The sequence below is a fragment of the Micromonospora sp. SCSIO 07396 genome (assembly GCF_053667945.1).
This window is the reverse complement of sequence record NZ_CM132210.1, coordinates 7,163,688-7,187,864: the sequence shown is the minus strand read 5'-3', so window position 1 is coordinate 7,187,864 and position 24,177 is coordinate 7,163,688. Positions and strand designations below refer to the sequence as shown.

Here is a 24,177-nt window from a genome sequence, read left to right as displayed (position 1 = left end):
CGGCCCGAGCCGGGTCGTACGCTGCCTGCTGTGGAGACGACGGCGGCCCCCGGCGAGCCGGGCAACCAGACGCCTGCGGGTGGCGAGACGGCGCAGACCCTGGACCGGGGCCTGCGCCTGCTGCACCTGGTCGCCGACGCGCCGGCCGGACTGACCGTCACCGAGGCCGCCCACCGGCTCGGCATCGGCCGGGCCGCCGTCTACCGGCTGGTGAGCGCGCTGACCGGACACGGCATGCTGCGCCGGGGCGGCGACGGCCGGCTGCGCCTCGGTGTCGGCGTGCTGCACCTGGCCCGACGGGCCCAGCCGCTGCTGGCCGAGGGGGCCCTGCCGGCGCTGCGGCGGCTCGCCGAGCAGACCGGGGCGACCGCGCACCTGACCGTGGTGGAGGGCGGCGAGGGGGTCGCCCTGGCCGTGGTCGAGCCGAGCTGGACGTCGCTCCACGTGGCGTACCGGCCGGGGGCCCGGCACCCGCTGGAGCGCGGGGCCGCCGGGCGGGCCGTCCTCGCCGGGCGGGCCGGCCACGCGGGCCCGGTGAGCACCGCCGGGGAGCTCCAGGCCGGGCCGTACGGGGTGGCCGCGCCGGTGCTCGGGGTGCCCGGCCTGGAGGCGAGCGTCGGGGTGATCTCGCTGGCCCCGCTGCCGGTCGACACGGTCGGCCCGCAGGTCACCACTGCCGCCCGGACGATCGCCACCGCCCTGTCCTGAGCCGCCGGGCAGATGCGCGGAGAGGCCCGCACGACCAGGGGTCGTCCGGGCCTCTCCGTCGAGCGGTTCAGGCCGTGCTGTCGAACGTCAGGGGGTGACGTTCGGCTTGAGCGGGCTGCGGACCGCCGCGTTGGCGTCCACGATGCCGTACCCGTAGAAGCCGTTGAAGTTCAGCGACCCGGCGCAGTACGCGTCGAACTCGGTCGACCGGCCCTCGTTGGCGTAGCTCTGCAGACGCGGCTCCGGGCAGGCGTGCTCGGTGGCGGTCCGGTAGAGGTGCTGCTCCACCTTGGCCGGCGCCAGGCCGTAGCCGTCCTTGCCCTCCTTCTTGCCCCACTTGCTGACGATCAGCGCGGCGACCCCGCTGACGTGCGGCGACGCCATCGAGGTGCCCTGGAGGTAGGTGTAGTAGCCACACTCACCGGCGGTGGTGCACTGCTTGAACACCGAGTTCTCGAAGCCCGGCACGACGTTGCCGTTCTCGTCGACCGATCCCTCCTCCTGGAGCACCTTCTTCGGGTACGTCGAGAGGATCATGTTGGCGTCGGTGCGGTAGGTGTCGGTGCCGAAGCCGTCGCGGTACCAGCCACCCGGCGCGGCGACCGAAATCTGCTCGGTGCCGTAGTTGGAGAAGTCGGCCTTCTTGCCGGACGGGCCGACGGCGGACACGCCGATCACGTGCGGGCCCTCCGCGGGGAGGTCCCAGCAGCTCTCGTTGTCGATCGGGCGCGGGTACGGGTCGGCGCCGTAGTCCGGGCTGGACACGTCGGTGCGGGGCGCGCCGAGGTCCTCGTGGTTGTTGCCGAGCGCGCCGACCAGGGTGACGCCCTTGTTGTGGGCGAAGTTCAGGGCCCGCTTCATCGCCTTGATGACAGCCCGCTGCTCGGCCTGCGACTCGGGCGAGTCGGCCGGGTTGGCGGTGCAGTTGTAGAGCCACGGGTCGACGTAGAACGACATGTTCACCACGTCGAGGCCGGACTTGCCGGCGTGCACCAGGGCGTTGACGACCGGGTTGAGGAAGAAGTATCCGGAGTCCTGGCCGCCCTTGAGCTCCACCAGCGAGACGTTCGGGGCGACACCGGACAGGCCGAAGCCGTTGGCCGCCGCACCGATGGTGCCGGCGACGTGGGTGCCGTGCCCGCCGTCGTCGGTGCCGACCGGGTCGAGGCAGCTCGCCACCTCGCACGGACCGTCGATGTCGACGATGTCCGGAGCGAAGTTGCGGGACAGCGCCCAGTTGAAGTTGGGCGCGAGGTCGGGCTGGCTGGCGTCGACGCCGGTGTCCAGGACGCCGACGGTGACCCGCTTGTCGCCGGGCATGACCTTGCGGGCCTTGTCGGCCCCGATCATGCCGAGGCCCCAGAGCTTGTCGTCGAGCGGGTCGAGCTTCTTGCCGTTGGCGTTGCCCTTCGCCTTGGCCGCCTGCCCGGCCCGGGTCAGCAGGTTCTCCTGCTCGACCCGGTCCAGCTTGGGCTTGCGGCCGATGGCCCGCTGCTCGGCCGCGCCGACCAGCGCGGGGGCGGCGGTGACCCGGCCGGCGAAGTCGGCCCGGTCGCTGGTGACCTGGTACAGACCGACGTCGTCCGTACGGGACACGACGGTGCCGCCGGCGGCACGGATCGCGGCGATCGCCGCGTCCGCAGAGACGCCGTCCTCGGCCACCACGGTGAACGTCCGGCTGGTGGTCGGCCCGGCGTTCGCCGGGACGGTCAGGCCGGTCACCGTAAGTGCCAGGGCCGCCGCGGTCGCGACGGCTCCGGCGGTGAAGCGCTTGCTCACCACATCAGATCCTCTCGTTGAGGGACGTGGCGCCATCCCATAGCACCGGCGGGAATTCCGCCAGATACAAATCCGAATTGGTCCCGCATCAGGCATTCGTCGGTTGCAGGCTACGCAGGGCCGCCGGCAGATCGGTGAGCGTGCCCACCTCGGCGTCGGGGCGTACCCCGGCGGGGAGGGCCAGTCCGCGTCGGTTGAGCCAGATGCCACGCATTCCGGCCTGCTGGGGGCCGAGCACGTCGTGGGAGATCGAGTCGCCGACGTACGCGATCCGTTGCGCCGGCACCCCGGCGGCGGCGACGATCGCCGCGTAGAACGCCGGGTCGGGCTTCTTGGGCAGGCCGCCCTCGTGGGCGTACAACTCGAAGGCGAACTCTCCGGGCAGGCCACAGCGTTCGGCGCGGCTGTTGCCGTTGGTGGCGTACCCGAGGGTGAAGTCGGCGCGCAGCGCGGCCAGCGCCGGCAGGGCGTCGGGGTACGGGTGGCTGAGCGCGTAGCGCGTGGTGAAGAAGAGCTCGGCGAACTCGTCGAGCTGGCCGACCAGCCCGGCCCGGTCGAGGGACCGGGCCAGCGCGGCCCGGCGGATCTCCATCACCGGCGCGGCGGTCATCGACCCGAACACCGCCTGCCAGTCGGACTCCACCTCGGCGAAGGTCACCCCGGCCGCCACCGGGGTCCGGCGACGCATCTCCTCCAGTACGGCCACCAGGGCCCCGGTGACCGCCGGGCGCAGGTCGATCAGGGTCTCGTCGGCGTCGAACACCACCACGCTGAGCATGCCCGACACCCTCTCACGTTCCCCCTGCCCGGCCACGTCGAGCAGGCCACCACCCCGGCTCAGGTCAGTGCCGGCTGTTCCGTCCGGGCCGCCGGCTGTTCGGTGCGGCCCGCGCGCAGCTCGTCGAGGCGGACCAGAGCCACCCCGGCGACGATCAGCGCACCCCCGGCGAGTTGCACCGGCACCGGCAGCTCGCCGAGCACCAGCCAGGCGATGAGCACCGCGAACAGCACCTCGGTCAGCCCGACGAACGACGACAGCCGGGCACCGAGCAGGCGCGTCGCGGCGATCCCGGTCAGGTAGGCGACCACGGCGGCGACCAGTGACAGCCCGACGATCGGGACGAGCCAGCTGGTGCGCTGCCCGGCGAAGTCGACCGCGCCGAAGGTGGCCCGCAGCGGCAGCACCCCGACCAGGCCGAGCAGGGCGAGCACGGCCGCGCCGACGGCCATCCCGCCACTGGCCATGGTCACCGAGGGCAGGTCGGCGTCGACCCGCGCGGCGAGGACGAAGTAGCCGGCCAGCCCGACGGCCGCGCCGAGGCCCCAGAGCACGCCCACCGGGTCGAGCCGGCCCGTGCCGGTCAGGTCGAGCACGAGGACGAGCCCGACCAGGGCGGCCAGTGATCCGGCGAGGGTGAGCCGGCGGGGGCGCTGCCCGTGCACCAGCCACAGCCAGCCGACCACGAGGATGATGCCGAGGTATTCCAGCAGCAGGGCCACCCCGACCGGCAGGTAGCGGACGGCGTTGAAGAAGCAGGCCTGTGCGGTGGCGACACCGAGCAGGCCGAAGACGGTGACCGGGCCGAGGTTGCGGCGCAGCACCCCGGCCCGGCCGCGCAGCGCCAGCACGGCGGGGACGGCCAGCACCAGGGCGGCCAGGCCGACCCGGGCGACCACGACCGCCTCGGCCGACCAGCCGGCCCCGATCAGCGACCTGGCGAAGATGCCGGAGGTGGCGAACGTGACGGCGGAGAGCAGGGCAAGGGCCAGGCCGGTGCCGGCGACGGGTCGGTGCGGCATCGGGGCTCCTCGGACGTGACATCAGCAAAGTAGGCTTACGCCAGTGACGCTAGCCGCCGACGATGACAGGGGTCAAGTTGCTTTTCGCCCATGACACGGAGTGCGGGCTGACCGCCGCCACCGCCCTGGTCAACACCGACGGCCGGGACGGCGAAGGGCTGCCCGACATCGCCGCGCTGGACCGCTTCGTCACCGCGAACGGGTGGACCGGCCGGCACGAGCGCACCGACGCCGAGCTGCACGCCGTCCGGGCCCTGCGCCCCCGGCTGCGCCGGCTCTGGGACGACGACCCGGACACCGTCGTCACCGTGGTCAACGACCTGCTCCGCGAGTCCCGGGCGCTGCCGCAGCTCATCCGGCACGATGACGAGCCGTACCACGTGCACGCGGTGCCCCGGGACGCCCCGCTGGCCACCCGGATGGCCGTCGAGGCGGCGATGGCCGTCGCCGACCTGGTCCGAGGCGACGAGCTGGGCCGGCTGCGGCACTGCGCCCACCCCGAGTGCGGCAACGTGCTGGTCGACCTGTCCCGGAACCGGTCCCGCCGGTTCTGCGACGCGGGCTGCGGCAACCGGGTCGCGGTCAGCGCGTACCGGGCCCGCAAGGCGGCCGGTAGTCGCCCCTGAGCAACTCGTACTCCACCTCGCCGTGCTCCGTTCCGGGGATCGGGTCGGCCCAGTCGAGGTGGAAGGTGCGGACGTACCGCAGGCCGGCCTTCGCCAGCACCGCCCGGGAGCGCACGTTCACCGCCATCGTCTGCGCCCACACCCGGCGTACCCCCGGGGTGTCGAAGGCGTGGCCGACCAGCGCGCGGGCCCCCTCGGTGGCCAGGCCCCGCCCCCAGGCCGCCCGACGCAGCCGGTAACCCAGCTCCGGCCCGGTGCCGTCGTCGGACGGGTCGAGCGCGAACCAGCCGAGGAAAGCACCGTCGATGGTGTCCTCAGCCGCCCAACGGCCCAGCCCCGGGTAGCGGTCGTAGCCGGCGAGAATCCGGGGTAGCTGCTCGTCCCGCACGGTGGCGGGCGGGGTCGGCCGACCGCCGGTGAGGAACCGCATCACCTCCGGGTCGCTGTCCAGTTCGACCAGATGCGGCACGTCGTCTTCGGTGAAGCGACGCAGCCGCAGCCGTGCCGTCGTCAGCAACACCCCGTCCACACCGGTCACGACCCGGATCATGCCGGCCGCCGGCCGTCCGGTCGACCGGTTATCCCGGCAGACCCAGCCCCACCACGGCCCCGTCGGTCCCCGACCCCGGGCCCCACCATGCACCCCACCCTCCACCCCCAGCGCCCACACCCTCCCCCACATTGGTGATCAAGAAGTTTGCGGCTGGTGATCAAGAGGTTTGTGGGCTGGGAGAGCGCTCCGCGTGACGCAAATCTCTTGATCACCGGGCCGAGCCGGGGCGCAGGCGGAGGGCGGGCGGGCCTGGCTGGCGGCGGCCGGTCCGGTCAGCGCGGCGGCGCGGCCACGAAGATCCGCCAGGAGTACGCCGGGAAGGTGAGCACCGGGCCCGCCGGATCCTTGCTGTCCCGCACCCCGACCACCCCGACCAGCTTCGCCACCTCGACACACTGATCGTTGGAACCACTCCGGCGGCTCTTTCGCCAACAAGCCCCGGTCAACTCCATGAGTCCGCCAATTCCCTCAGCCGCTCGATCGACTCCTGCGGTGGAAAAGCCACGCCGAGGGTAGCCTCCCAGGTGCGCTGAAGCCGCCTCAGATCAGCAGGGTCATCCAGTTCCTGTCCGCCAATCTGACCGCCGAGGAACGCCAACTCCACATCGCCCGGCATGCTCGCCAGGATGAACGGCCCGTTCAGGCCCGGATACTCCTCAGCCGAGGAAGGAACGACGTGCAGTCGGACCTGCGGGTGTTCCGTGGCTATACGAGCAAGGTGTAGAGCCTGGTCATGCATGACTTTGCGGCCACCGACCCGGCGGTGCATGACCGCCTCATCCAGGACCGCCACAAGGCGTGGGGGCCGTTCGGTGTAGAGCGTTTGTTGACTCTCCATCCTGTCGGCCAGTCGCCGTTCGACCTCTTCCGGGTCAAGCATGGGGTCGGACTCGAAGACCGCCCGCGCATATGCCTCGGTCTGTAGCAGTCCCGGGACGTGCAACGGGTCGAACCATCGCAACGCCCACGCCTCCGCCAGGATCGCACGCCAACCTCGGAGCCATACCTGTGCCCGGTCGAGCGCGACCAACTGGCTGAGCATCCGGCTGAAGATGCCGCCGGTGTCGAGGGCCTTGTCGACCAGTTCGAGGTACTTGGCGGTGGGCGGCTGCTGGCCCAGTTCGATCGCGCTGACCATCGACGCCGAGTAGTTGACCGCCTTGGCGAGGTCGTCCTGGCTCAAGCCCCGCCGGGTTCGGGCCCGCCGCAGCTCGGCGACGAGGAAGGCCGCCGCCGTCATCCGCCCGTCCGTCATCTCCAGCCGCCCTCCACCGCGCCGACGATCGACTCCGACACCACGCCGACCAGGGACGCCGCTGACACAGGACAAGACCGGAAGCCGACAACAACCCTTCACACGGTAGTGGTTTCATCAGCAGACTGTGAAGTGCGACATCGACCGCTCTCCCTCCGGGCGGACCGGTGTCGCGGTGGGACGGCCTGCTCCCCGGCCGGCGGTCCCACCGCCGGGGGAGACGACCAGCCGACCCACCATGGAGGCGACGCGATGCCCCGGCTCACCTGGCGACACCGGCTTGCCCGTAGATTCCGACCCGCCCGGCTCCCCGAAAGGACCGAACCCACCCAGCCCACTCCCCCGTCCGCCGGTCCAGCCACCCACCCGACACCGTCCCCGACCACCGGACCGGGCGCTTATCCGGCCACGTCCCCGACCACCGGGCCGGCCACCCACCCAGCCTCCTACCGGGCCAGCGGACCGGACGCCCATCCGGCCCCGGACACGGGAGCGGAGGTACCCCCGGGCACCGGGTCGGGTCCACCCGGGTGGGAGGACACCACCATCTCGTTTCCCCGGGTGGGGCGGGTCGGTTGGCTCACGCTGGCCCAGGAATGGCGCGCCAACCGGGGACGCCGGTGAGCGCGGCGGCCGGCCCGGACGGGCCGCGCCGCCCCGGCGGACCACCCGACCCCGTCGGCCGTGGTGGGCCGGGGCCGGCGAATCCGCGCCCCCACCTGCCGTTGCGCCCGCTCTGGCTGTGCCGGGTATGCGCCGCGCCGTGGCCCTGCGGGACCGCCCGACTCACCCTCGTCTCCGAGTACGCCCACGACCGGGTCGCGCTCAACATCTACCTCTGCACGGTGCTGCACGACGCCACCGCCGACCTGTACCGCCTCTATCCCGACACCGGCCCCGACCCGGCGACCCTCTTCGCCCGCTTCCTCGCCTGGGTTCCCCGTACCCGCCCGCCGACCGAGCCATGATCCACTCAGGAGAGCCGACGTAGCGCTGTCGAATCCGCCTGACACCGCTCCATCGGCCCACAGGAGTCGATCAAACAGGGGCGGGGTCAGGCAGGGTGGAGCGGGTCAGGGGTGGGTCATCCGGAGCAGGTCGAGGGCCTCGTCGAGCTGGGTCTCGGTGAGTTTGCCGGAGTCGACGTGACCCCGGGAGATCACCACCTCCCGGATGCTGACCTGCTTCGCCAGCGCCTCCTTGGCGATCGAGGCGGCCTCGTCGTACCCGAGGTGGCGGTTGAGCGGGGTGACGATCGACGGCGACCCCTCCGCGTACGCCAGGCAGACCTCGGCGTCCGCGACCAGGCCGGCCACCAGCCGGTCGGCGAAGAGCCGGCTGGACGCGGAGAGCAGCTTGATCGATTCGAGCAGGTTGCGGCCCATCACCGGGAGCATCACGTTCAGCTCGAAGTCGCCCTGGCTGCCGGCGAACGCGACAGCCGCGTCGTTGCCGATCACCTGCGCGCAGACCTGCCGCACCGCCTCGGCGACCACCGGGTTCACCTTGCCCGGCATGATCGACGAGCCGGGCTGGAGGTCGGGGATGCGCAACTCCCGCAGGCCCGCCCGGGGGCCGGACCCCATCCAGCGTACGTCGTTGGCGATCTTGTAGAGCCCGACCGCGACGGTACGCAGCTGGCCGGACGTCTCGACCAACGCGTCCCGCGCCCCCTGCGCCTCGAAGTGGTTGCGGGCCTCGGTCAACGGCAGCCCGGTCGAGGCGCGCAGCTTCTCGATCACCTTGCCGGCGAAGCCCAGCGGGGTGTTGATGCCGGTGCCCACGGCGGTGCCGCCCAACGGCAGCTCGGCCAGCCGGGGCAGCGCCGACTCCAACCGCTCGACGCCGTAGCGCACCTGCGCGGCGTACCCGCCGAACTCCTGCCCCAGGGTGACCGGGGTGGCGTCCATCAGGTGGGTACGCCCCGCCTTGACCACCGTCTCGAACTCGGCCGACTTCGCCTCCAACGCCTCCGCCAGGTGGCGCAGCGACGGCAGCAGGTCCTCCACCACGAACTGGGTGGCGGCCAGGTGGATCGAGGACGGGAAGACGTCGTTGCTGGACTGCGAGGCGTTCACGTCGTCGTTCGGGTGCACGTCCCGGCCCAGCTCCCGGGTGGCCAGGGTGGCGATCACCTCGTTGGTGTTCATGTTCGACGAGGTACCCGAGCCGGTCTGGAACACGTCGATCGGGAACTGGTCGTCGTACCCGCCGTCGGCCACGTGCGCGGCGGCGGTGGCGATCGCCTGCGCGACGTCCGCGCCGATCACCCCCAACTCACCGTTGACCAGGGCGGCGGCCCCCTTGATCTGGGCCAGCGCCTTGATCTGGGCCGGCTCGATACCCCGGCCGGAGATCGGGAAGTTCTGCACCGCGCGCTGGGTCTGCGCCCGCCACAACGCCTCGGCGGGCACCTCCACCTCGCCCATCGAGTCACGTTCGATCCGGTAGCCCGCTGCGTCTGGAGTCGTCACCCGTCCCATCCTGCCCCGCGCTCCCCCTGCTCGCAGCGAGGCTCAGGAGAAAACGGACGACAGAACAAGATCAAGCAAAAAGCAGCCACATGAATCACCCGACCGGGGAGCAGGGTAGGCCCGCTTGACGATCATGGAGTTGTGGTGCCGACTTTGGGGGTCTTACGGGCGTTCTGTTACCCACCACAACTCCATGATCGGCGAAGACCTCCGGTTGACGCTGCCAGGAGCACACGTCATCGAGATCGTTCAGCGTGACCGGACGCAGGGTGAGCCGCGCCGTACGAATCGGGTACGTCGGTCGGGACACTCAGCGATGTTAGGGCGTGTGCGTGGGCGAACTGGCTCGTCAGCGGCGGCCCACGGTCAGGACCGGCTTGGTGACCTCGGCGAAGAAGTCGTTGCCCTTGTCGTCGACCACGATGAACGCCGGGAAGTCCTCCACCTCGATCTTCCAGACCGCCTCCATGCCCAGCTCGGCGTACTCCAGCACCTCGACGTGCCGGATGCAGTCCTGGGCGAGCCGGGCCGCCGGGCCGCCGATCGAACCGAGGTAGAACCCGCCGTGCTGCTGGCAGGAGCGGGTCACCTGGCCCGACCGGTTGCCCTTGGCCAGCATCACCTGGGAACCGCCGGCCGCCTGGAACTTCGCCACGTACGCGTCCATCCGGCCGGCGGTGGTCGGGCCGAACGAGCCGGACGCGTACCCCTCGGGGGTCTTGGCCGGGCCGGCGTAGTAGACGGCGTGGTCGCGCAGGTACTGGGGCATCGGCTCCCCGGCGTCGAGCCGCTCGGCGATCTTGGCGTGGGCGATGTCCCGGGCGACGACCAGCGGGCCGGTCAGCGACAGCCGGGTCTTCACCGGGTACTTCGACAGCTCGGCCCGGATCTCGTCCATCGGCCGGTTGAGGTCGACGCGTACCACGTCGGAGGCGTCGAGGGTCTCGTCGGTGACGTCCGGCAGGTAGCGCGCCGGGTCGGTCTCCAGGCGCTCCAGCCACACGCCGGACGGGGTGATCTTGGCGACCGCCTGTCGGTCGGCCGAGCAGGACACCGCGATCGCCACCGGGCAGGACGCGCCGTGCCGGGGCAGCCGGACCACCCGCACGTCGTGGCAGAAGTACCTGCCGCCGAACTGCGCGCCGATGCCGAAGTTGCGGGTCAGCTCCAGCACCTCGGCCTCCAGCTCCAGGTCCCGGAAGCCGTGGGCGGTCATCGAGCCGGAGGTGGGCAGCGCGTCGAGGTACTTTGCCGAGGCGTACTTGGCGGTCTTGAGGGCGTACTCGGCGCTGGTGCCGCCGATGACGATCGCCAGGTGGTACGGCGGGCAGGCCGAGGTGCCGATCAGCCGCAGCTTCTCCTCCAGGAACTGCATCATCCGCGTCGGGTTGAGCAGCGCCTTGGTCTCCTGGTAGAGGTAGGACTTGTTGGCCGAACCACCGCCCTTGGCCATGAACAGGAACTTGTACGCGTCGGGGTGCCCGTCCGGGTCCTCGGCGTACAGCTCCACCTGGGCGGGCAGATTGCTGCCGGTGTTCCGTTCGTCCCACATGGTCAGCGGGGCGAGCTGCGAGTACCGCAGGTTCAGCCGCGTGTACGCCTGGTAGACGCCACGCGAGATCGCCTCGGCGTCGGCACCGTCGGTGAGCACGTGCCGGCCCCGCTTGCCCATCACGATCGCGGTGCCGGTGTCCTGGCACATCGGCAGCACGCCACCGGCGGCGATGTTGGCGTTGCGCAGCAGGTCCAGCGCGACGAACCGGTCGTTCGGCGAGGCCGCCGGATCGTCGATGATCGACCGGAGCTGGGCCAGGTGCGCCGGGCGCAGGAAGTGGGCGATGTCGTGCATCGCCTCGGCGGTCAGCGCGGTCAGCGCGGCCGGCTCCACGGTCAGGAAACGGCGACCCCCCGGACCGTGGACGACGTCGACGCCCTCGTCGGTGACCAGGCGGTATTCGGTCTGATCCGGACCGGTCGGCAGCAAGGGGGCGTACGAGAACGCGGCGGCACTGCTCATGACGGAAAAGCCTAGGGCAGACCGGGCGATCGGTGACACCCGCCGGGTGGGTCGTGGGACGCCGCTCTCACCCGTTGCCGTTGGCGCAGAGTTCCCGTTTCGGCCCGCAGCTGTCCTCGGGCTCCGGCGCGCCGCCGGTCCGCCCCGGGCCGGACCCGTCACCACCGTCCGATCCGGCCGGCGGCGCGGCGGGCGGGGGCGCACCGGCACCCGCGCCGAACCGGACGTAGCCGATCTCCCGCCCCTCGCCGACGACCATCCCGTTCGGGCCGACGGCGAGCGCGTTGGCGCTGGTCCGCAACACCACGAGTTCCCTACCGGTACGCGGGTCCACGGCGACCAGCCGGTTCGGCTTGTCCCCGGTCAGCACCGCCGCGTACGGGGTGAGCGCCGCGCCCGCCTTCGCGCCGGCCGGCCGGGTCCAGCGGGCCCTGCCGGTGCCCAGTTCCCGGGCGATCACCGATTCCTTGTCGGCGCTGCGGACCAGGGCGTACCTGTCGTCGACGGCGAGCAGTTTCTCGCCCTCGGCGTCCACCAGCAGCAGCCGGCCGTCGTAGCCGTCGAGGACGGCCTCCCGCCCGTCGGGGGCCACCCCGATCAGCACGCTGCGCGCCCCCTGCGGGTCCTCCCGCTGCGCGCATCCGGCGCTGTCGGCGGTGCGTAGGTTGAACCCGCTGCGCCGCCACACCTCCTGCCCGGTGGCCGGGTCGCGGGCCGAGACGGTGTACTGGCAACTGCCGTCGACCGACACCGCGCGGATCCTGAGCAGCCGGCCGCCGACCACCGACAACCGCTCGTCCCGGCCCGGCTCGACGTCCTGCACCACCCGGCCGGTGGCGGTGTCCACCACGTGCACCCGGCCGTCGACGGGGAAGCCGAGCAGCGGCGGCACCGACTCCGGCCCGGCCACCCCCTCGTCGATGCGCTGCGCGGTGAGCCGCCGGGTGCCGAGCAGACCCGGGTTGTCGGCGAACAGCCCGCTGCTGACGCCGGGCAGGAAGGCCGTCCACAGTGGGCGGGTGCCGCGCGGGTCCCAGGCGCTGAGCGTGCAGTCGGTGGCGGCCACGCACCGGGCGTCCAGCAGCATGTTCCGGTACGTCCAGACGGCCACCGCGTCGCCGTCGCGTCGACGTACCGCACCGGTGGTGGGGTCGAGCAGCTCGTACCCCTTGACCAGGAGCTTGCCCACGGCGACGACGGCGTCGCGGTCGCCGCCGGCCACCGCCGACCAGTCCGCCTTGCGTTCCCACAGCGGTGCGCCGGTGGCGAGGCTGCGCACCTCGGTGCGGGTACGCTGCTCGACCACGACGGTGTCGCCGACGATGGTGACGCTCTTCGGGGTGCCGCCGACCCGCTGCTGCCACAGCACGTCCGGTTCGGAGATCGGCTCGCTGCGGTCGACCCAGTCCCACACCCCGGGGAAGGGGTTCCACACTCCGGTGACGGCGAGCGCGATCACGATGACGAGCCCGAGCAGCAGCCCTCCCCGCACCCCGCCAAGGCCCTTCACACCGGACACCGTAGCGACGATCACCTCCCCGCCCCGCCCCCGCGCCGGAGTGTCGCCCCGCTTTCTCCCCGGCACCCCGGGTGCCTCCGGGTCCGGTGGCAACAAACCCGACAAACACCCCTGGTGCCGGGCCCGGTAGGGCGGCCTGCCTGAGGATGCCGCCGCCGTCTCCGCCGGGGAAGACGACCACAGACCTACTCAGGCAGATAGATGACGGGGAGTTCGTCGTGGCCGTAGCGGTCCTCCCCGGTGAGGATCGAGGCGTCGTGCGCAAAGCTGGCCATGACCGTGCTGGCGAGATCGACCCGACCGGTGTAGGTGCGCCAGTAACTCAGCTCTTGCCAGGTGCTCCCGTCGGTGGGCAGCACGACGCAGGCGGCGAGGGCGAGGAGACGGTGCAGGGCGGCGCGGTCCTTCGGATCGTCGATGACGGCCAGGGCTTCGGCGGCGACGACAGCAGTGACCCCGAACCGGTTACGGTCCTCGATGACCTCGTGCAGTGGCTCGGCGACGTGCACCGAGCCGGCGACGTAGGCGAGCAGCGCCGACCGGTCGAGCAGGAGTCGTACCGGGCGGTCCTCGTCCCCGGTCACGCGACCGACTGCCGGGTGCCGCCTGCCGTCTCGTCGAGCAGGTGTCGGCGTACCCGGTCCCGGACGGCCAGCCGCCGCTCATTCGGCCAGGCCGCGTCGACGGCAGCCCGCCGGGCGCGGGCTTCGGCCACCCCCTGCTCGGTGACCTCGATGCCCTGGTGGGCCAACTCGGCGGCCAACGCGTCCAACCGCATCCGGTCCCGGACGGCCTGCGTGACGTACGCCGAGGCGTTCGGTTCCTGCTCCAGACGTTCCGCGACGTCGGGCGGCACGGAGATCGACAGCTTCCTCACCTGTGCGGTCATACCGAAACGATACGCCAGGTAGCACCGGCCGGATGTGCGACTTGCCGCCGGCCGGTCAGGACCCGGCGGCGGACCGCAGCAACGGCAGCGTGCGGTACGGGATCTGCTCGGCCAGCGCGATGATCGTGGAGGCCCGGCGGATCGCCTCGGACGAGACGATCTGGTCGATCACCCGTTGCAGGTCGGTGTTGGAGCGCGCCACGATCCGGCAGAGCAGGTCGCTCGCCCCGGTGATGGTGTGCGCCTCCAGCACCTCCGGGATCGCCGCCAGGTGGGCGGTGACCGTGTCGTGGCCGTGCCGCTGGCTGATCTCCAGGGTGACGAAGCTGGTCACCGCGAACCCGATCGCCGCCGGCCGGATCTCCGGCCCGAATCCGCCGATCACCCCCCGGTCGACCAGCTTGTCCAGCCGGGCCTGCACGGTGCCCCGGGCCACCCCGAGCCGGCGGGAGCATTCCAGCACCCCGATCCGGGGTTCGTCGGCGAGGAGTTGGACCAGCCTGCCGTCCAACGCGTCGAGCTGTGCACCCTGTCCAGCATTCATGGCTGGACACCCTACCGATTGCGCAACCTGACCAGCGGAAAACGTGACGGTTGCCCAGTGAACCCGGCCCCGCGATGCTCCCTGCAAGAGCTGTCGGACCACCGGCCCACGACGCCGGCCGCAACCGAGGGAGGCCACCGTGACCCAGGCGATCGACCGACCCCAGTCGACCGAGAACATCGACGTCGACACGCTCGTCGGCGCAGTCGACCACGACATCACCCGTGACCCGTTCCCGGTCAAGGGCCTCGACCACGTGCACTTCCTGGTCGGCAACGCCAAGCAGGCCGCGCACTACTACTCCACCGCGTTCGGGATGACCTGCGTGGCCTACCGGGGGCCCGAGCAGGGCTACCGCGACCACGCCGAGTACGTGCTGACCAGCGGTTCGGCCCGGTTCGTCCTGACCGGCGCGGTCCGCCCGGACGCGGCCGGCGCCGAGCACGTCGCGAAGCACTCCGACGGGGTCGACGACATCGCGCTGGAGGTGCCGGACGTCGACGCCGCGTACGCGCACGCGCTGGCCCAGGGCGCGACCGGCCTGGTCGAGCCGCACGACGTGACCGACGCGCACGGCACCGTCCGGCTCGCCGCCATCGCCGCGTACGGCGACACCCGGCACACACTCGTCGACAGGTCCCGCTACACCGGCCCGTTCCTGCCCGGCTTCGTGGCCCGGGGCCCGATCGTCGACCGGCAGCCGATGATCGCCGCCGGCCTCCAGCCGAAGCGTTTCTTCCAGGCCGTCGACCATGTGGTCGGCAACGTGGAGCTGGGCCGGATGGACGAGTGGGTGGAGTTCTACAAGCGGGTGATGGGCTTCTCCAACATGGCGGAGTTCATCGGCGACGACATCGCCACCGACTACTCGGCGCTGATGAGCAAGGTCGTCGCCAGCGGCACCCGGAAGGTGAAGTTCCCGCTCAACGAGCCGGCGGTGGCCCGCAAGAAGTCGCAGATCGACGAGTACCTGGAGTTCTACCAGGGGCCCGGCGCGCAGCACATCGCGGTCGCCACCAACGACATCCTGGCCAGCGTCGACGCGATGCGCGCGGCCGGCGTCGAGTTCCTCGACACCCCCGACTCGTACTACGACGACCCGCAGCTGCGGGCCCGGATCGGCAACGTGCGGGTGCCGATCGAGGAGCTGAAGTCCCGCAAGATCCTGGTCGACCGGGACGAGGACGGCTACCTGCTCCAGATCTTCACCAAGCCCGTGCAGGACCGGCCGACGGTCTTCTTCGAGCTGATCGAGCGGCACGGCTCGCTCGGTTTCGGCAAGGGCAACTTCAAGGCGCTGTTCGAAGCCATCGAGCGTGAGCAGGAAGCGCGCGGCAATTTGTAACACTGTCTCGCGTGACGCAACCTCCGAGCTATCCGACACCGCCGGCCGGTGGGCCCAGGCCCGCCGCCGGCGGCTTCGCCCCGCCCGCCGGCCCACACCCCCAGGGGTACGCCGTGCCGCCGCAACCCGGCCCCTACGCCGCCCCGCCCGGCGGCTACCCGCGACCCGGCCCGTACGCCGGGATGCCCGGGTACCCGCCGCCGGCACCCGGCATGCCGCCGCCCGGGATGTCGCCGCGTGGGCTGCCGCTGGCCAGCTTCGGTGACCGGCTGCTCGCCGTGCTCATCGACGGGGCGGTGCTCATCGCGGCCAGCATGGTCTTCATCGTGCCGGCCTTCATCGTCTTCTTCCAGCTGGTCCTGCCCGACCTGACCACCACGGCCGACGGCCGGGCCACCTCCGACCCGTTCACCAACTTCCTGATTCCGATGCTGGTGTTGCAGGGCGTGATCTTCGTGGTGGCGTTCGCCCTGAGCTACGTCTACCAGGTCGAGATGATGTTCAAGACCGGGCAGACCATCGGCAAGCGGGTGATGAAGATCCAGGTGGTGCCGCTCGACCCGGCCGCCACGCTGACCCGTACGGCGGCGGCCAAGCGGTGGGCCGCCTACCAGATCGGCGGGGCGGTCATTCCCGTCTTCAGCTACCTCGACGGGCTGTGGCAGCTCTGGGACAAGCCGTGGCAGCAGTGCCTCCACGACAAGTTCGCCGGCACCATCGTCGTTAAGGTTGCCGGGTGAGCGAGCAGAGCGACCGCACCGGACAGCGCAGGGCGAGACCGTGAGCGTGCAACCAGGTTGGTACGTCGACCCGGCCGAGCCGACCACCCGACGGTGGTGGGACGGCGAGGGCTGGATCGGCACCCCGATCCCGGTCGACGCCACGCCACCCGACGGGCCGCCCCCGCCCGAGCCGGAGCCCGCCGCCGAGCCGCCCGCCCCGACCTCCCCCGCCGGGGCCACCCCGGTGTCCGGCCAGCACCCGCCGGTCGCTCCCGGCACGCCTGCCGTACCCGGCCCGCCCTGGGCGGGGCAGCCGGGCGCAGGCCGGCCCTGGGCCGGGCAACCCGACGCCGGCCAGCCCGGCCCGGGTCAGCCGTGGACGGGACAGCCCGGCGCGACCGGGCAGCCCTGGGCCGGCCAGCCGGGAGTGGGGCAGCCCGGCGGGCCACCGCCCGGGTGGCCGTACCCGACCTGGCCGGGGCGTCCGCCGGAACCCAGGCCGCACGGCGTGCCGCTGGCCGGCTACGGTGCCCGGCTGCTCGCCCGGCTGATCGACTTCGGGGTCGTCTTCGCGCTCAACGCGGTGGTCAACGGCTGGTTCGTCTGGCGGTACTTCGAAGAGACCGCCCCCTACCTGCGGGAGGCGGTCCGGCGGGCGATGGCCGGCGACTCCTCCCGGGAGGGGCTGCCCGCCATCGGTGAGCAGGCCGGCGGCCTCCAGATCGCCATCCTGGTCATCGCGACCGCGCTCTGGTTCGCCTACGAGGTGCCGACGATGGCCGCCGGCGGGCAGACCCTGGGCAAGCGGCTGCTGCGCATCCGGGCGGTACCCGTCGACGCCGACCAGCCGCTCGGCTTCGGCCGGGCCACCCGGCGGTGGAGCACCATGGGCATGCCCACCCTGCTCTGGTTCTGCTGCGGCTTCGGCCTGCTGCTCCAGTTCGTCGACGCGGTCTCCGCGCTGTTCGACCACCCGCTACGCCAGGCGCTGCACGACAAGCGGGCCCAGACGGTCGTGGTGCAGGTGCCCCGCACCGACCACCCGGACACCCGCACCGACGATTCCGACACCGCCACCGACCGCACCGACCCCGAGCCCCCGGGAGACACCCCATGACCGACACCGGACGGCACCAGCCCCCGCTGCGGCTGACCCGCGCCGACCTGGACGCCCTGCCGAACTACGTCCCCGGGCGCAGCCCGGCCGACCTGGCCCGCGAACTGGGCCTGGCCGAGGCGATCAAGCTGGCCAGCAACGAGGTGCCGTACGGGCCGCTGCCCGGGGTGGTCGAGGCGGTCACCGACGCGGTCGCCGGGTCGCACCGCTACCCGGACATGGGCGTGGTGGCGCTGCGCGCCGCGCTCGCCGAGCGGTACGGCGTGGACCCGGACCGGATCGCCACCGGCTGCGGGTCGGTGGCGCTGGCCGAGCACCTGGTCCGGGCCACCTGCCTGCCCGGCGACGAACTGCTCTACTCGTGGCGCTCGTTCGAGGCGTACCCGATCATCGCGGCGACCAGCGGCGCGAGCAGCGTCCGGGTGCCCAACGACGCCGGGCACGGGCACGACCTGGCGGCGATGGCCGCGGCGGTGACCGACCGGACCCGGATGGTGCTGGTCTGTAACCCCAACAATCCCACCGGTACCGCCGTGCACAAGCCGGAACTGGACCGCTTCCTCGACGCCGTCGGCGACGACGTGCTGGTCGTCATCGACGAGGCGTACCGGGAATTCGTCACCGACCCGCAGGTGCCCGACGGCCTGACCTACCTCGACCGGCCCAACGTGGTGGTGCTGCGCACCCTGTCCAAGGCGTGGGGCCTGGCCGGGCTGCGGATCGGCTGGCTGGTCGGCACCCCGGAGGTGGCCGCCGCGGTGCGCAAGGTGGTCACCCCGTTCTCCACGAACACGGCGGCGCAGGCGGGGGCGCTGGCCGCGCTCGCCCAGGCCGACGAGGTCGAACGCCGCTGCGCGCTGGTCGTGGCGGAACGGGAGCGGGTCACCGCGGCACTGCGCAAGTTCGTCCCCGACCTGCCGTCCAGCCAGGCAAACTTCGTCTGGCTGCCGCTGGGCGAGAGGGCCGTGGAGTTCGGCCGGGCCTGTGAGGCGCGCGGCGTGATCGTCCGCCCGTTCCCCGGCGACGGCGTCCGGGTCACCATCGGCACCCCGGCCGAGAACGACGCCTTCCTGGCCGTGGCGGAGGCCGCCCTGTCCTGAACGACCGCCCCGCCCCGCCCCGGCCCACCGGCCGGGGCGCGCGGCCGGACGCCGGTCGGGCCGGGTCAGGTCGCGGCGAGCACCACCGGCTCGGCCATCAGGAAGTACGCCTGGTCGTCGTCGTCCGGGCCGGCACGCTCCCGCAGCCGTTCCACCGCGACGTAGCCGCCGGCCGCGTACGCCCGGCCCGGTTTCCAGCCGATGCCGTCCCGGCCGGGGGTCAGCGGGAAGCGGGACCGCTCGGCACCGGTGACCGGATCGAGGGTGACCAGTTCCCGGCGTTCGGTCAGCACGTAGAGCCGGCCCGCCTCGGTGGCGAGGACCGTCACCCGGCCCAGGTCACCGCGCTGCCAGCGGCCCTTGCCACTGCGCGCCTCCCAGCCCTTGAGCACCCCGCCGTCATCGCCGACGGCCAACTCGCCGACCAGGGTGGTGTCGGCGGCGTCCAGGGCCGGGGCGGCCATCGGCGCACCCGGGCCGACCTGCCAGCCCCGGCCGCCGTCACCGCCGTCGGTGCGCAGCCCCCGGCACTGCGACCGGGGGGTGAGGCAGCCGACCGGGGTGACGGTGAACCGCTCGGGTGCGTCCGGGGGCCGCCAGCGGGTGCCCACCGTGCCGGTGGCGACGGCGCGGAACTCGACAGTCGTCGGGCCGGCGCAGGAGTCGACCGAGAAGACCTGACCGGCGGCGGTGGTGCCCAGGTCGGTACGGCAGTCCCGGCCGCCGTCGACCCGCCACAGCTCGCGCCCGTCGGCGAGGTCGTAGCCGCGCAGGCCGTTCCGGCCGGAGATGACGAGCACCGTCCGGCTTCCGGGGGCGGGGGCGACGGAGATGCCGCGCGGGTCCCAGACGGTGGCCGCCCCGGTGCGCCGGGCGGGGGCCACGGCGTACGGCGTCGGCCCGTCGACCCGCCAGGCGACCGTACCGGTGAGCGCGTCCAGCGCCACCAGCTTCCCGTCCGACCAGCGGCTGAGCACCGTCGTGCCGGCCGCCAGCACTCCGTCGAGGGTGGCCGGCCAGCGCCGGTACGACCAGAACGGGGTGACCCGGTTGCGGCCGTCGGCGGGCTGGTCGGCGTAGAGCTGACGCTCGGCGGCGTAGACCCGCAGCCGTCCCGCCACCACCAGCGGCGCGACCGGCAGCCGACCCACCACCCCGACCGCCGGGGTGCCGGCGGGCGGCGGTGCGCCCCGGGCGGGCGTGACGACCTCGGCGGGGGCGAGCACCCGGTAGCCGATGCCGGCGACCGCCGCGAGGGTGAGCAGCGTGGTGGCCGCGACCACGAGTCGCCGCCGGCCCTTCGGGAATCCCATGCCCACCTCCGCCCGGCACCCTACCCAGGCATCCCTCCTGGGGACCGGTCAGGTCGCGTCGCGTCGCGCGAAGGAAGTCGGGCCGCCGGTGTCCGGGACGCGGATCAGGCGGCGGTGGCCCGGCCGGTGCTGCGCACGGTGGCGGCCAGCGCGGTCAGGTCGTGCCGGATCGCGCCCTCGACCGTCCGGGCGGCCAGGCCGCCGAAGAGCAGCGCCATCACCCGCCCGTACGGGGTGGTCGGCAGGGCCCGGTGTTCGACGGTGACGGCGGTGCAGGCGCGGCGGCGACGGTGCACGGCGCGCAGGGTCCAGGTGATCCGGTAGTCCACCCCGCTGCCCGGGGAGGCGAGCACCAGCCGGTGCGGTGGCTCGGCGGCCAGCACCAGGAACTCCTCCACCTGGTCACCGCCGTCCGGGCGGGTACGGGTGTCCCGCCAGGCGGTGCCCGGCCCGAACGGCCCCGGGGTGAGCAACTCGGCGGCGCTGACCGTGCAGAGCCAGTCGACCCGGACGGGCAGGTCGGTCAGGAGTTCCCACACGTCGACGGCCGACGCCTCGATGACAGCGGTGACCGCGACCGTCGACATGGCACCTCCCGTGTCGTCCACCGTACGGCGGGTGAGCGACCGACGGGGGGCCGTACGGTGAAATTTCCGTCACCGGCGTCCCGGGTGGGACGCCGGTGACGGGGCCGGTCAGGGGCGGAAGGCCCCCTGCCGGACGGCGTCGACGAACGCCGTCCAACCCGGTGGGCCGATGACCAGGGCCGGGCCCGACGGGTCCTTGGAGTCGCGTACCCCGACCACGGCCCGGGTGCGGACGAGGTTGTCCGCCACCTCCACACAGAGCCCCTGGTCGTTCGAGCGGCTACTGGTGCGCCACACCGCGCCGACGAGATCGTTCATGCTCGTACCTCCTCTCCACTGGGACGTGCCACGCCGACGCGCCCCGCGCCGCCGACGGGAGACGGCGGCGCGGGGCGTACGGCGGAATCCGGTGGGAGAAACGCGGCAGGAGCGCCTGACGGTCGGACAGCGGGTGCGACCGTCCGACGTCGGTTCAGCGGGCGGGCAGGATGCGCCCGGTGACCTCGCCGAGCGCGATGGTGGAGCCGTCCGGGCCGGGCGCGGTGGCCCGCAGGGTGACGGTGTCGCCGTCGGCGAGGAAGGTGCGGGTGTCCCCACCGACGGTGACCGGTTCGGCCCCGCCCCAGGTCAGTTCCAGGAACGAGCCCACCTGGCCGCGTTCGGGGCCGGAGACCGTGCCCGAGGCGTACAGATCGCCGGTCCGCAGGGACGCGCCGTTGACGGTCAGGTGGGCCAACTGTTGGGCGGGGGTCCAGTACATGCCGGCGAACGGCGGCTCGGTGACCCGCTCACCGTTCCACTCCACCGAAAGCCGCAGGTCGAGGCCCAGGTGCGGGGTCTGGCGCAGGTAGTCCTGCACCGGCGGGTCCTGGTGCGGGGCGGGCACGAACGCGTCGGCCAGGGCGTCCAGCGGGGTCACCCAGGCGGAGACGGAGGTGGCGAAGGACTTGCCGAGGAACGGCCCGAGCGGCTGGTACTCCCACGCCTGGATGTCCCGGGCCGACCAGTCGTTGACCAGCACCACCCCGAAGACGTGGTCGGTGAAGTCGCCGGTGGGCACCCGGTCGCCGAGCGCGCTCGGCACGCCGACCACGAAGCCCACCTCGGCCTCGATGTCGAGGCGTACCGACGGGCCGACGGTGGGGCCCTCGCCGGTGGCGCGCTGCCCGCTCGGGCGGACGACCGGGGTACCGGAGACCACCACCGTGCCGGCCCGGCCGTGGTAGCCGATCGGCAGGTGCTTCCAGTTCGGCAGCAGCGGCGGCTGGCCGGGGCGGAAGATCTGCCCGACGTTGCCGGCGTGGTGCTCCGAGGAGTAGAAGTCGACGTAGTCGGCCACCTCGAACGGCAGCAGCAGCTCGACCTCGGCCAGTGGCAGCAGCAGCGGCTCGACGGCGGGCCGGTGCGCCGGGTCGGTGAGCAGTTCGACGAGGCGCTGCCGGACCGAGGTCCACTGCGGGCGGCCCAGCGCCATGAAGTCGTTGAGGGTGGGCCGACGCAACGCCCCGGCGGCGAGGACCAGCCCGGCCTCCTCGGCTCCGGTCAGGTCGAACACCAGGTCGGCGACGCGTACGCCGATCCGGGGTGGCCGCCCGTCGTGCCGGAACACCCCGTACGGCAGGTTGGTCACCCCGTACGGCGAGCCGTCCGCGCCCGTCACCCAGCTCATCTGTCGAATCCCCCGTTCACCAGCCCCAGCCGGATCAGATCGGTCAGTGGTTCCCGCACGCTGCACGAGCCGAACCCGATCCACAGCGGACGGTCGGTGTCGCGGGCCGACCGGGCCGGCTCGACCACCCGCAGCGGGTCGGTGTCGGCGAGCAGCGCGGCCACGGCGTCCACCTCGGCGTCGTCGGCGGCGGCGAGGGTGGCGGCCAGCACGTTGCCGAACCCGTGGTGGGTGAAGCCGGTCTCCGGGTCGATCTGGCGCAGCGCGTGGTGCAGCCCGGCGGTCAGCTTGAACGGCAGCGCCCGGTCCCGGCAGGCGCAGATCACCGCGGCCAGCTCGACGGGGGTGGGGAACAGTTCGGCGGCCAGTCCGCCGGTGCGGAACTTCGCGGCGATCGGCAGGCCGGTCGCGCGGGCCTCGGCGAGGGTGTCCAGCGCGGCGGTCAGCCCGAAGGTCAGCGGCAGTTCGGCGTACCAGTGCACGGCCGGCTCCCGACCGGGGTCCGCCGCGGCGAGCCGGAGCAGCTCGGCCAGACCGGGCTGCGGGTCCTCGCCACGTCGGGCGACCGCCACCTCGACCTGCCGGACCACGAGGCCGGCGGCGTCGAGGCGGCCCAGCGCGGCGGGCAGCCGGGCGGGACCGGTGTCGCCGATCAACCCGACCACGAAGTCCTCCGCCGGGTCGGTCAGGCCGGTCAACGCGTCGACGGCGGAGGCGGGCACCAGCAGCGGGCCGACCAGGTCGGCGTACCAGGAGGCGCGGTGTTCACGGTGTGCCGCGACCGCGTCGGGCAGCGTCGCGCTGCCGGGCGGGAAGACGGCGGCGTCGTCGACGAGTCCGGCGAGGAGGCGGGGGACCTGCGTTGACACGAGACAAGAATCTACGGGACGCTGTCAAGGAACGGACAGCGACGTCCGATTAACGGACACCGTTGGCCGGATATCGGGACAATACGGGAGGCGACATGCCGTACTACCGCAGCGTCGGCGAGGTGCCCCGCAAGCGGCACACCCAGTTCCGCCAGCCCGACGGCAGCCTCTACACCGAGGAGCTGATGGGTCAGGAGGGCTTCTCCGCCGACTCGTCCCTGCTCTACCACCGGCACCCGCCGACCGCGATCGTCGCCGCCGAAGAGTTCACCCCGCCCGGGTACACCCGGCTGCCGAACCACCCGCTCAAGCCGCGCCACCTACAGACCCACAAGCTCGACGGCGCGGGGGCCGACCCGGTGCTCGGCCGGCGTCACCTGCTCGCCAACGACGACGTCCGGATCGGGTACGTGCTGGCCGACCGGCCGTCCCCGCTCTACCGCAACGCCACCGGCGACGAGTGCCTCTACGTCGAGGCCGGCACCCTGCGCCTGGAGTCCACCTTCGGCGCGCTCGACCTGGTCGCCGGCGACTACGTGGTCGTCCCCACCTCGACGGTCCACCGGCTGGTCCCCACCGGCGACACCCCGGTCCGGCTGCTCACCATCGAGGCCACCGGGCACATCGGCCCACCCAAGCGCTACCTGTCGGTACGCGGCCAGTTCCTCGAACACTCCCCCTACTGCGAGCGGGACGTCCGGGGGCCGGACACGCCGCTGCTGGTCGACGGCACCGACGTCGAGGTGCTGGTCCGCCACCGCGCCCGGACGGCCACCGGCACCGCCTGGACCCGGCACGTCTACGCCCACCACCCGTTCGACGTGGTCGGCTGGGACGGCCACCAGTACCCGTGGGCGTTCTCCATCCACGACTTCGAGCCGATCACCGGCCGCCTGCACCAGCCGCCACCGGTGCACCAGACCTTCCAGGGCCCCAACTTCGTGATCTGCTCGTTCGTGCCCCGCAAGGTCGACTACCACCCGGACGCCATCCCGGTGCCGTACCACCACCACAACGTCGACTCCGACGAGATGCTCTTCTACACCGGCGGCAACTACGAGGCCCGGCGCGGCTCCGGCATCGGGCAGGGCTCGATCTCGCTGCACCCGTCCGGCTTCACCCACGGCCCGCAGCCCGGCGCGGCGGAACGCTCGATCGGCGTCGACTTCTTCGACGAACTGGCCGTCATGGTCGACACCTTCCGCCCCCTCGACCTCTGCGACGCCGCCGTCGAGTGCGAGGACCCGGGCTACGCCTGGACCTGGAACCGCCAGCCCTGACCCCGGGCCCT

At 72.7% G+C, this 24,177-nt stretch carries 25 protein-coding genes; 8 read left to right on the top strand and 17 right to left on the bottom strand.

Annotated features, from left to right (window positions below; all coding sequences use genetic code 11):
• The first annotated feature begins 30 nt into the window (after positions 1-30).
• Positions 31-708: an IclR family transcriptional regulator gene (locus ACWCHM_RS31640; protein WP_454221040.1), complete on the top strand. Its 678-nt coding sequence runs from the start codon at positions 31-33 to the stop codon at positions 706-708.
• An 87-nt stretch (positions 709-795) separates the two neighbouring features.
• On the opposite strand, the gene ACWCHM_RS31635 is transcribed toward ACWCHM_RS31640, so the two are convergent.
• The 3 genes from ACWCHM_RS31635 to ACWCHM_RS31625 all read right to left on the bottom strand — a co-directional run bounded on the left by ACWCHM_RS31635 (position 796) and on the right by ACWCHM_RS31625 (position 4,287).
• Positions 796-2,487: a S8 family serine peptidase gene (locus ACWCHM_RS31635; protein ID WP_204957506.1), complete on the bottom strand. Its 1,692-nt coding sequence runs from the start codon at positions 2,485-2,487 to the stop codon at positions 796-798.
• 88 nt (positions 2,488-2,575) lie between these two features.
• The gene (locus tag ACWCHM_RS31630) at positions 2,576-3,265 is read right to left on the bottom strand and encodes an HAD family hydrolase (RefSeq protein WP_204957505.1); all 690 of its coding nucleotides are present in this window, start codon (positions 3,263-3,265) and stop codon (positions 2,576-2,578) included.
• Between the two features lie 59 nt (positions 3,266-3,324).
• Positions 3,325-4,287: an EamA family transporter gene (locus tag ACWCHM_RS31625; protein WP_454221038.1), complete on the bottom strand. Its 963-nt coding sequence runs from the start codon at positions 4,285-4,287 to the stop codon at positions 3,325-3,327.
• Between the two features lie 77 nt (positions 4,288-4,364).
• On the opposite strand from ACWCHM_RS31625, the gene ACWCHM_RS31620 reads away from it, so the two are divergent.
• Positions 4,365-4,913, top strand: coding sequence for a CGNR zinc finger domain-containing protein (locus tag ACWCHM_RS31620; RefSeq protein WP_454223233.1), 549 nt, complete (start codon positions 4,365-4,367; stop codon positions 4,911-4,913).
• Here ACWCHM_RS31620 and ACWCHM_RS31615 read toward each other — a convergent pair.
• From ACWCHM_RS31615 to ACWCHM_RS31605, 3 genes are all read right to left on the bottom strand, one after another.
• Positions 4,870-5,451: a GNAT family N-acetyltransferase gene (locus ACWCHM_RS31615; protein ID WP_454221037.1), complete on the bottom strand. Its 582-nt coding sequence runs from the start codon at positions 5,449-5,451 to the stop codon at positions 4,870-4,872. The two genes, ACWCHM_RS31620 and ACWCHM_RS31615, sit on opposite strands and share 44 nt — an antisense overlap.
• Positions 5,452-5,738: 287 nt before the next feature.
• Positions 5,739-5,918, bottom strand: a complete 180-nt coding sequence (locus ACWCHM_RS31610) for a DUF397 domain-containing protein (RefSeq protein ID WP_454221035.1) — start codon at positions 5,916-5,918, stop codon at positions 5,739-5,741.
• The gene (locus ACWCHM_RS31605; RefSeq protein ID WP_454221034.1) at positions 5,909-6,721 is read right to left on the bottom strand and encodes a helix-turn-helix domain-containing protein; all 813 of its coding nucleotides are present in this window, start codon (positions 6,719-6,721) and stop codon (positions 5,909-5,911) included. The genes ACWCHM_RS31610 and ACWCHM_RS31605 overlap by 10 nt, the downstream gene beginning before the upstream one ends.
• Positions 6,722-7,440: 719 nt before the next feature.
• Here ACWCHM_RS31605 and ACWCHM_RS31600 point away from each other — a divergent pair.
• On the top strand, positions 7,441-7,689 hold the full coding sequence (locus tag ACWCHM_RS31600) for a hypothetical protein (RefSeq protein WP_204958149.1): 249 nt from the start codon (positions 7,441-7,443) through the stop codon (positions 7,687-7,689).
• Positions 7,690-7,794: 105 nt separating this feature from the next.
• On the opposite strand, the gene ACWCHM_RS31595 is transcribed toward ACWCHM_RS31600, so the two are convergent.
• The 6 genes from ACWCHM_RS31595 to ACWCHM_RS31570 all read right to left on the bottom strand — a co-directional run bounded on the left by ACWCHM_RS31595 (position 7,795) and on the right by ACWCHM_RS31570 (position 14,164).
• A complete protein-coding gene (locus ACWCHM_RS31595) occupies positions 7,795-9,195 on the bottom strand; it encodes a class II fumarate hydratase (protein ID WP_454221032.1) in 1,401 nt (466 codons plus the stop codon).
• Between the two features lie 349 nt (positions 9,196-9,544).
• A complete protein-coding gene (locus ACWCHM_RS31590) occupies positions 9,545-11,212 on the bottom strand; it encodes a fumarate hydratase (protein ID WP_454221030.1) in 1,668 nt (555 codons plus the stop codon).
• A gap of 67 nt (positions 11,213-11,279) precedes the next feature.
• Complete coding sequence (locus ACWCHM_RS31585) at positions 11,280-12,692, bottom strand: outer membrane protein assembly factor BamB family protein (protein WP_454223232.1); 1,413 nt, start codon at positions 12,690-12,692, stop codon at positions 11,280-11,282.
• A 224-nt stretch (positions 12,693-12,916) separates the two neighbouring features.
• Positions 12,917-13,315, bottom strand: coding sequence for a hypothetical protein (locus tag ACWCHM_RS31580; RefSeq protein ID WP_421489958.1), 399 nt, complete (start codon positions 13,313-13,315; stop codon positions 12,917-12,919).
• Positions 13,312-13,620, bottom strand: coding sequence for a hypothetical protein (locus ACWCHM_RS31575; RefSeq protein ID WP_421489957.1), 309 nt, complete (start codon positions 13,618-13,620; stop codon positions 13,312-13,314). Before ACWCHM_RS31575 ends, ACWCHM_RS31580 begins: the two co-directional genes overlap by 4 nt.
• A gap of 55 nt (positions 13,621-13,675) precedes the next feature.
• On the bottom strand, positions 13,676-14,164 hold the full coding sequence (locus tag ACWCHM_RS31570; RefSeq protein ID WP_204957498.1) for an Lrp/AsnC family transcriptional regulator: 489 nt from the start codon (positions 14,162-14,164) through the stop codon (positions 13,676-13,678).
• Positions 14,165-14,303: 139 nt separating this feature from the next.
• Between ACWCHM_RS31570 and hppD the strand changes: the two genes are divergently transcribed.
• From hppD to hisC, 4 genes are read left to right on the top strand one after another with little or no spacing between them, the layout of a single operon-like run.
• On the top strand, positions 14,304-15,509 hold the full coding sequence (gene hppD, locus ACWCHM_RS31565; protein WP_421489956.1) for a 4-hydroxyphenylpyruvate dioxygenase: 1,206 nt from the start codon (positions 14,304-14,306) through the stop codon (positions 15,507-15,509).
• An 11-nt stretch (positions 15,510-15,520) separates the two neighbouring features.
• Positions 15,521-16,249 (top strand): RDD family protein, encoded by a 729-nt coding sequence (locus tag ACWCHM_RS31560; protein WP_454221029.1) that lies wholly within the window; start codon positions 15,521-15,523, stop codon positions 16,247-16,249.
• A 40-nt stretch (positions 16,250-16,289) separates the two neighbouring features.
• Entirely contained in the window at positions 16,290-17,348 is a 1,059-nt protein-coding gene (locus tag ACWCHM_RS31555; protein ID WP_454221028.1) for an RDD family protein, read from the top strand.
• Complete coding sequence (hisC, locus tag ACWCHM_RS31550; RefSeq protein ID WP_454221026.1) at positions 17,345-18,448, top strand: histidinol-phosphate transaminase; 1,104 nt, start codon at positions 17,345-17,347, stop codon at positions 18,446-18,448. Before ACWCHM_RS31555 ends, hisC begins: the two co-directional genes overlap by 4 nt.
• A gap of 65 nt (positions 18,449-18,513) precedes the next feature.
• On the opposite strand, the gene ACWCHM_RS31545 is transcribed toward hisC, so the two are convergent.
• From ACWCHM_RS31545 to ACWCHM_RS31525, 5 genes are all read right to left on the bottom strand, one after another.
• The gene (locus ACWCHM_RS31545; RefSeq protein WP_454221025.1) at positions 18,514-19,761 is read right to left on the bottom strand and encodes an outer membrane protein assembly factor BamB family protein; all 1,248 of its coding nucleotides are present in this window, start codon (positions 19,759-19,761) and stop codon (positions 18,514-18,516) included.
• Positions 19,762-19,865: 104 nt separating this feature from the next.
• Positions 19,866-20,348, bottom strand: a complete 483-nt coding sequence (locus ACWCHM_RS31540; RefSeq protein WP_281902394.1) for an SRPBCC family protein — start codon at positions 20,346-20,348, stop codon at positions 19,866-19,868.
• Positions 20,349-20,456: 108 nt separating this feature from the next.
• Positions 20,457-20,666 carry a DUF397 domain-containing protein gene (locus ACWCHM_RS31535; protein WP_204957491.1) on the bottom strand — a complete coding sequence of 70 codons (210 nt, stop codon included), beginning with the start codon at positions 20,664-20,666 and terminating at the stop codon, positions 20,457-20,459.
• Positions 20,667-20,820: 154 nt separating this feature from the next.
• Positions 20,821-22,017 (bottom strand): fumarylacetoacetase, encoded by a 1,197-nt coding sequence (fahA, locus tag ACWCHM_RS31530; RefSeq protein ID WP_454221023.1) that lies wholly within the window; start codon positions 22,015-22,017, stop codon positions 20,821-20,823.
• Positions 22,014-22,886 carry a hypothetical protein gene (locus ACWCHM_RS31525; RefSeq protein WP_204957489.1) on the bottom strand — a complete coding sequence of 291 codons (873 nt, stop codon included), beginning with the start codon at positions 22,884-22,886 and terminating at the stop codon, positions 22,014-22,016. The genes fahA and ACWCHM_RS31525 overlap by 4 nt, the downstream gene beginning before the upstream one ends.
• A 95-nt stretch (positions 22,887-22,981) precedes the next feature.
• Here ACWCHM_RS31525 and ACWCHM_RS31520 point away from each other — a divergent pair, with 95 nt between their 5' ends.
• Positions 22,982-24,166: a homogentisate 1,2-dioxygenase gene (locus ACWCHM_RS31520; RefSeq protein ID WP_204957488.1), complete on the top strand. Its 1,185-nt coding sequence runs from the start codon at positions 22,982-22,984 to the stop codon at positions 24,164-24,166.
• The last annotated feature ends 11 nt before the right edge of the window (positions 24,167-24,177 follow it).

Excerpts from the sequence above, each read along its gene's own strand:
- ACWCHM_RS31630 (WP_204957505.1), bottom strand. The coding sequence starts at position 3,265 with ATGCTCAGCGTGGTGGTGTTCGACGCCGACGAGACCCTGATCGACCTG.
- ACWCHM_RS31625 (WP_454221038.1), bottom strand. The coding sequence starts at position 4,287 with ATGCCGCACCGACCCGTCGCCGGCACCGGCCTGGCCCTTGCCCTGCTC.
- ACWCHM_RS31610 (WP_454221035.1), bottom strand. The coding sequence starts at position 5,918 with ATGGAGTTGACCGGGGCTTGTTGGCGAAAGAGCCGCCGGAGTGGTTCC.
- ACWCHM_RS31605 (WP_454221034.1), bottom strand. The coding sequence starts at position 6,721 with ATGACGGACGGGCGGATGACGGCGGCGGCCTTCCTCGTCGCCGAGCTG.
- ACWCHM_RS31590 (WP_454221030.1), bottom strand. The coding sequence starts at position 11,212 with ATGAGCAGTGCCGCCGCGTTCTCGTACGCCCCCTTGCTGCCGACCGGT.
- ACWCHM_RS31575 (WP_421489957.1), bottom strand. The coding sequence starts at position 13,620 with ATGACCGCACAGGTGAGGAAGCTGTCGATCTCCGTGCCGCCCGACGTC.
- ACWCHM_RS31570 (WP_204957498.1), bottom strand. The coding sequence starts at position 14,164 with ATGAATGCTGGACAGGGTGCACAGCTCGACGCGTTGGACGGCAGGCTG.
- hisC (WP_454221026.1), top strand. The coding sequence starts at position 17,345 with ATGACCGACACCGGACGGCACCAGCCCCCGCTGCGGCTGACCCGCGCC.
- ACWCHM_RS31545 (WP_454221025.1), bottom strand. The coding sequence starts at position 19,761 with ATGGGATTCCCGAAGGGCCGGCGGCGACTCGTGGTCGCGGCCACCACG.
- ACWCHM_RS31540 (WP_281902394.1), bottom strand. The coding sequence starts at position 20,348 with ATGTCGACGGTCGCGGTCACCGCTGTCATCGAGGCGTCGGCCGTCGAC.
- ACWCHM_RS31535 (WP_204957491.1), bottom strand. The coding sequence starts at position 20,666 with ATGAACGATCTCGTCGGCGCGGTGTGGCGCACCAGTAGCCGCTCGAAC.
- fahA (WP_454221023.1), bottom strand. The coding sequence starts at position 22,017 with ATGAGCTGGGTGACGGGCGCGGACGGCTCGCCGTACGGGGTGACCAAC.
- ACWCHM_RS31520 (WP_204957488.1), top strand. The coding sequence starts at position 22,982 with ATGCCGTACTACCGCAGCGTCGGCGAGGTGCCCCGCAAGCGGCACACC.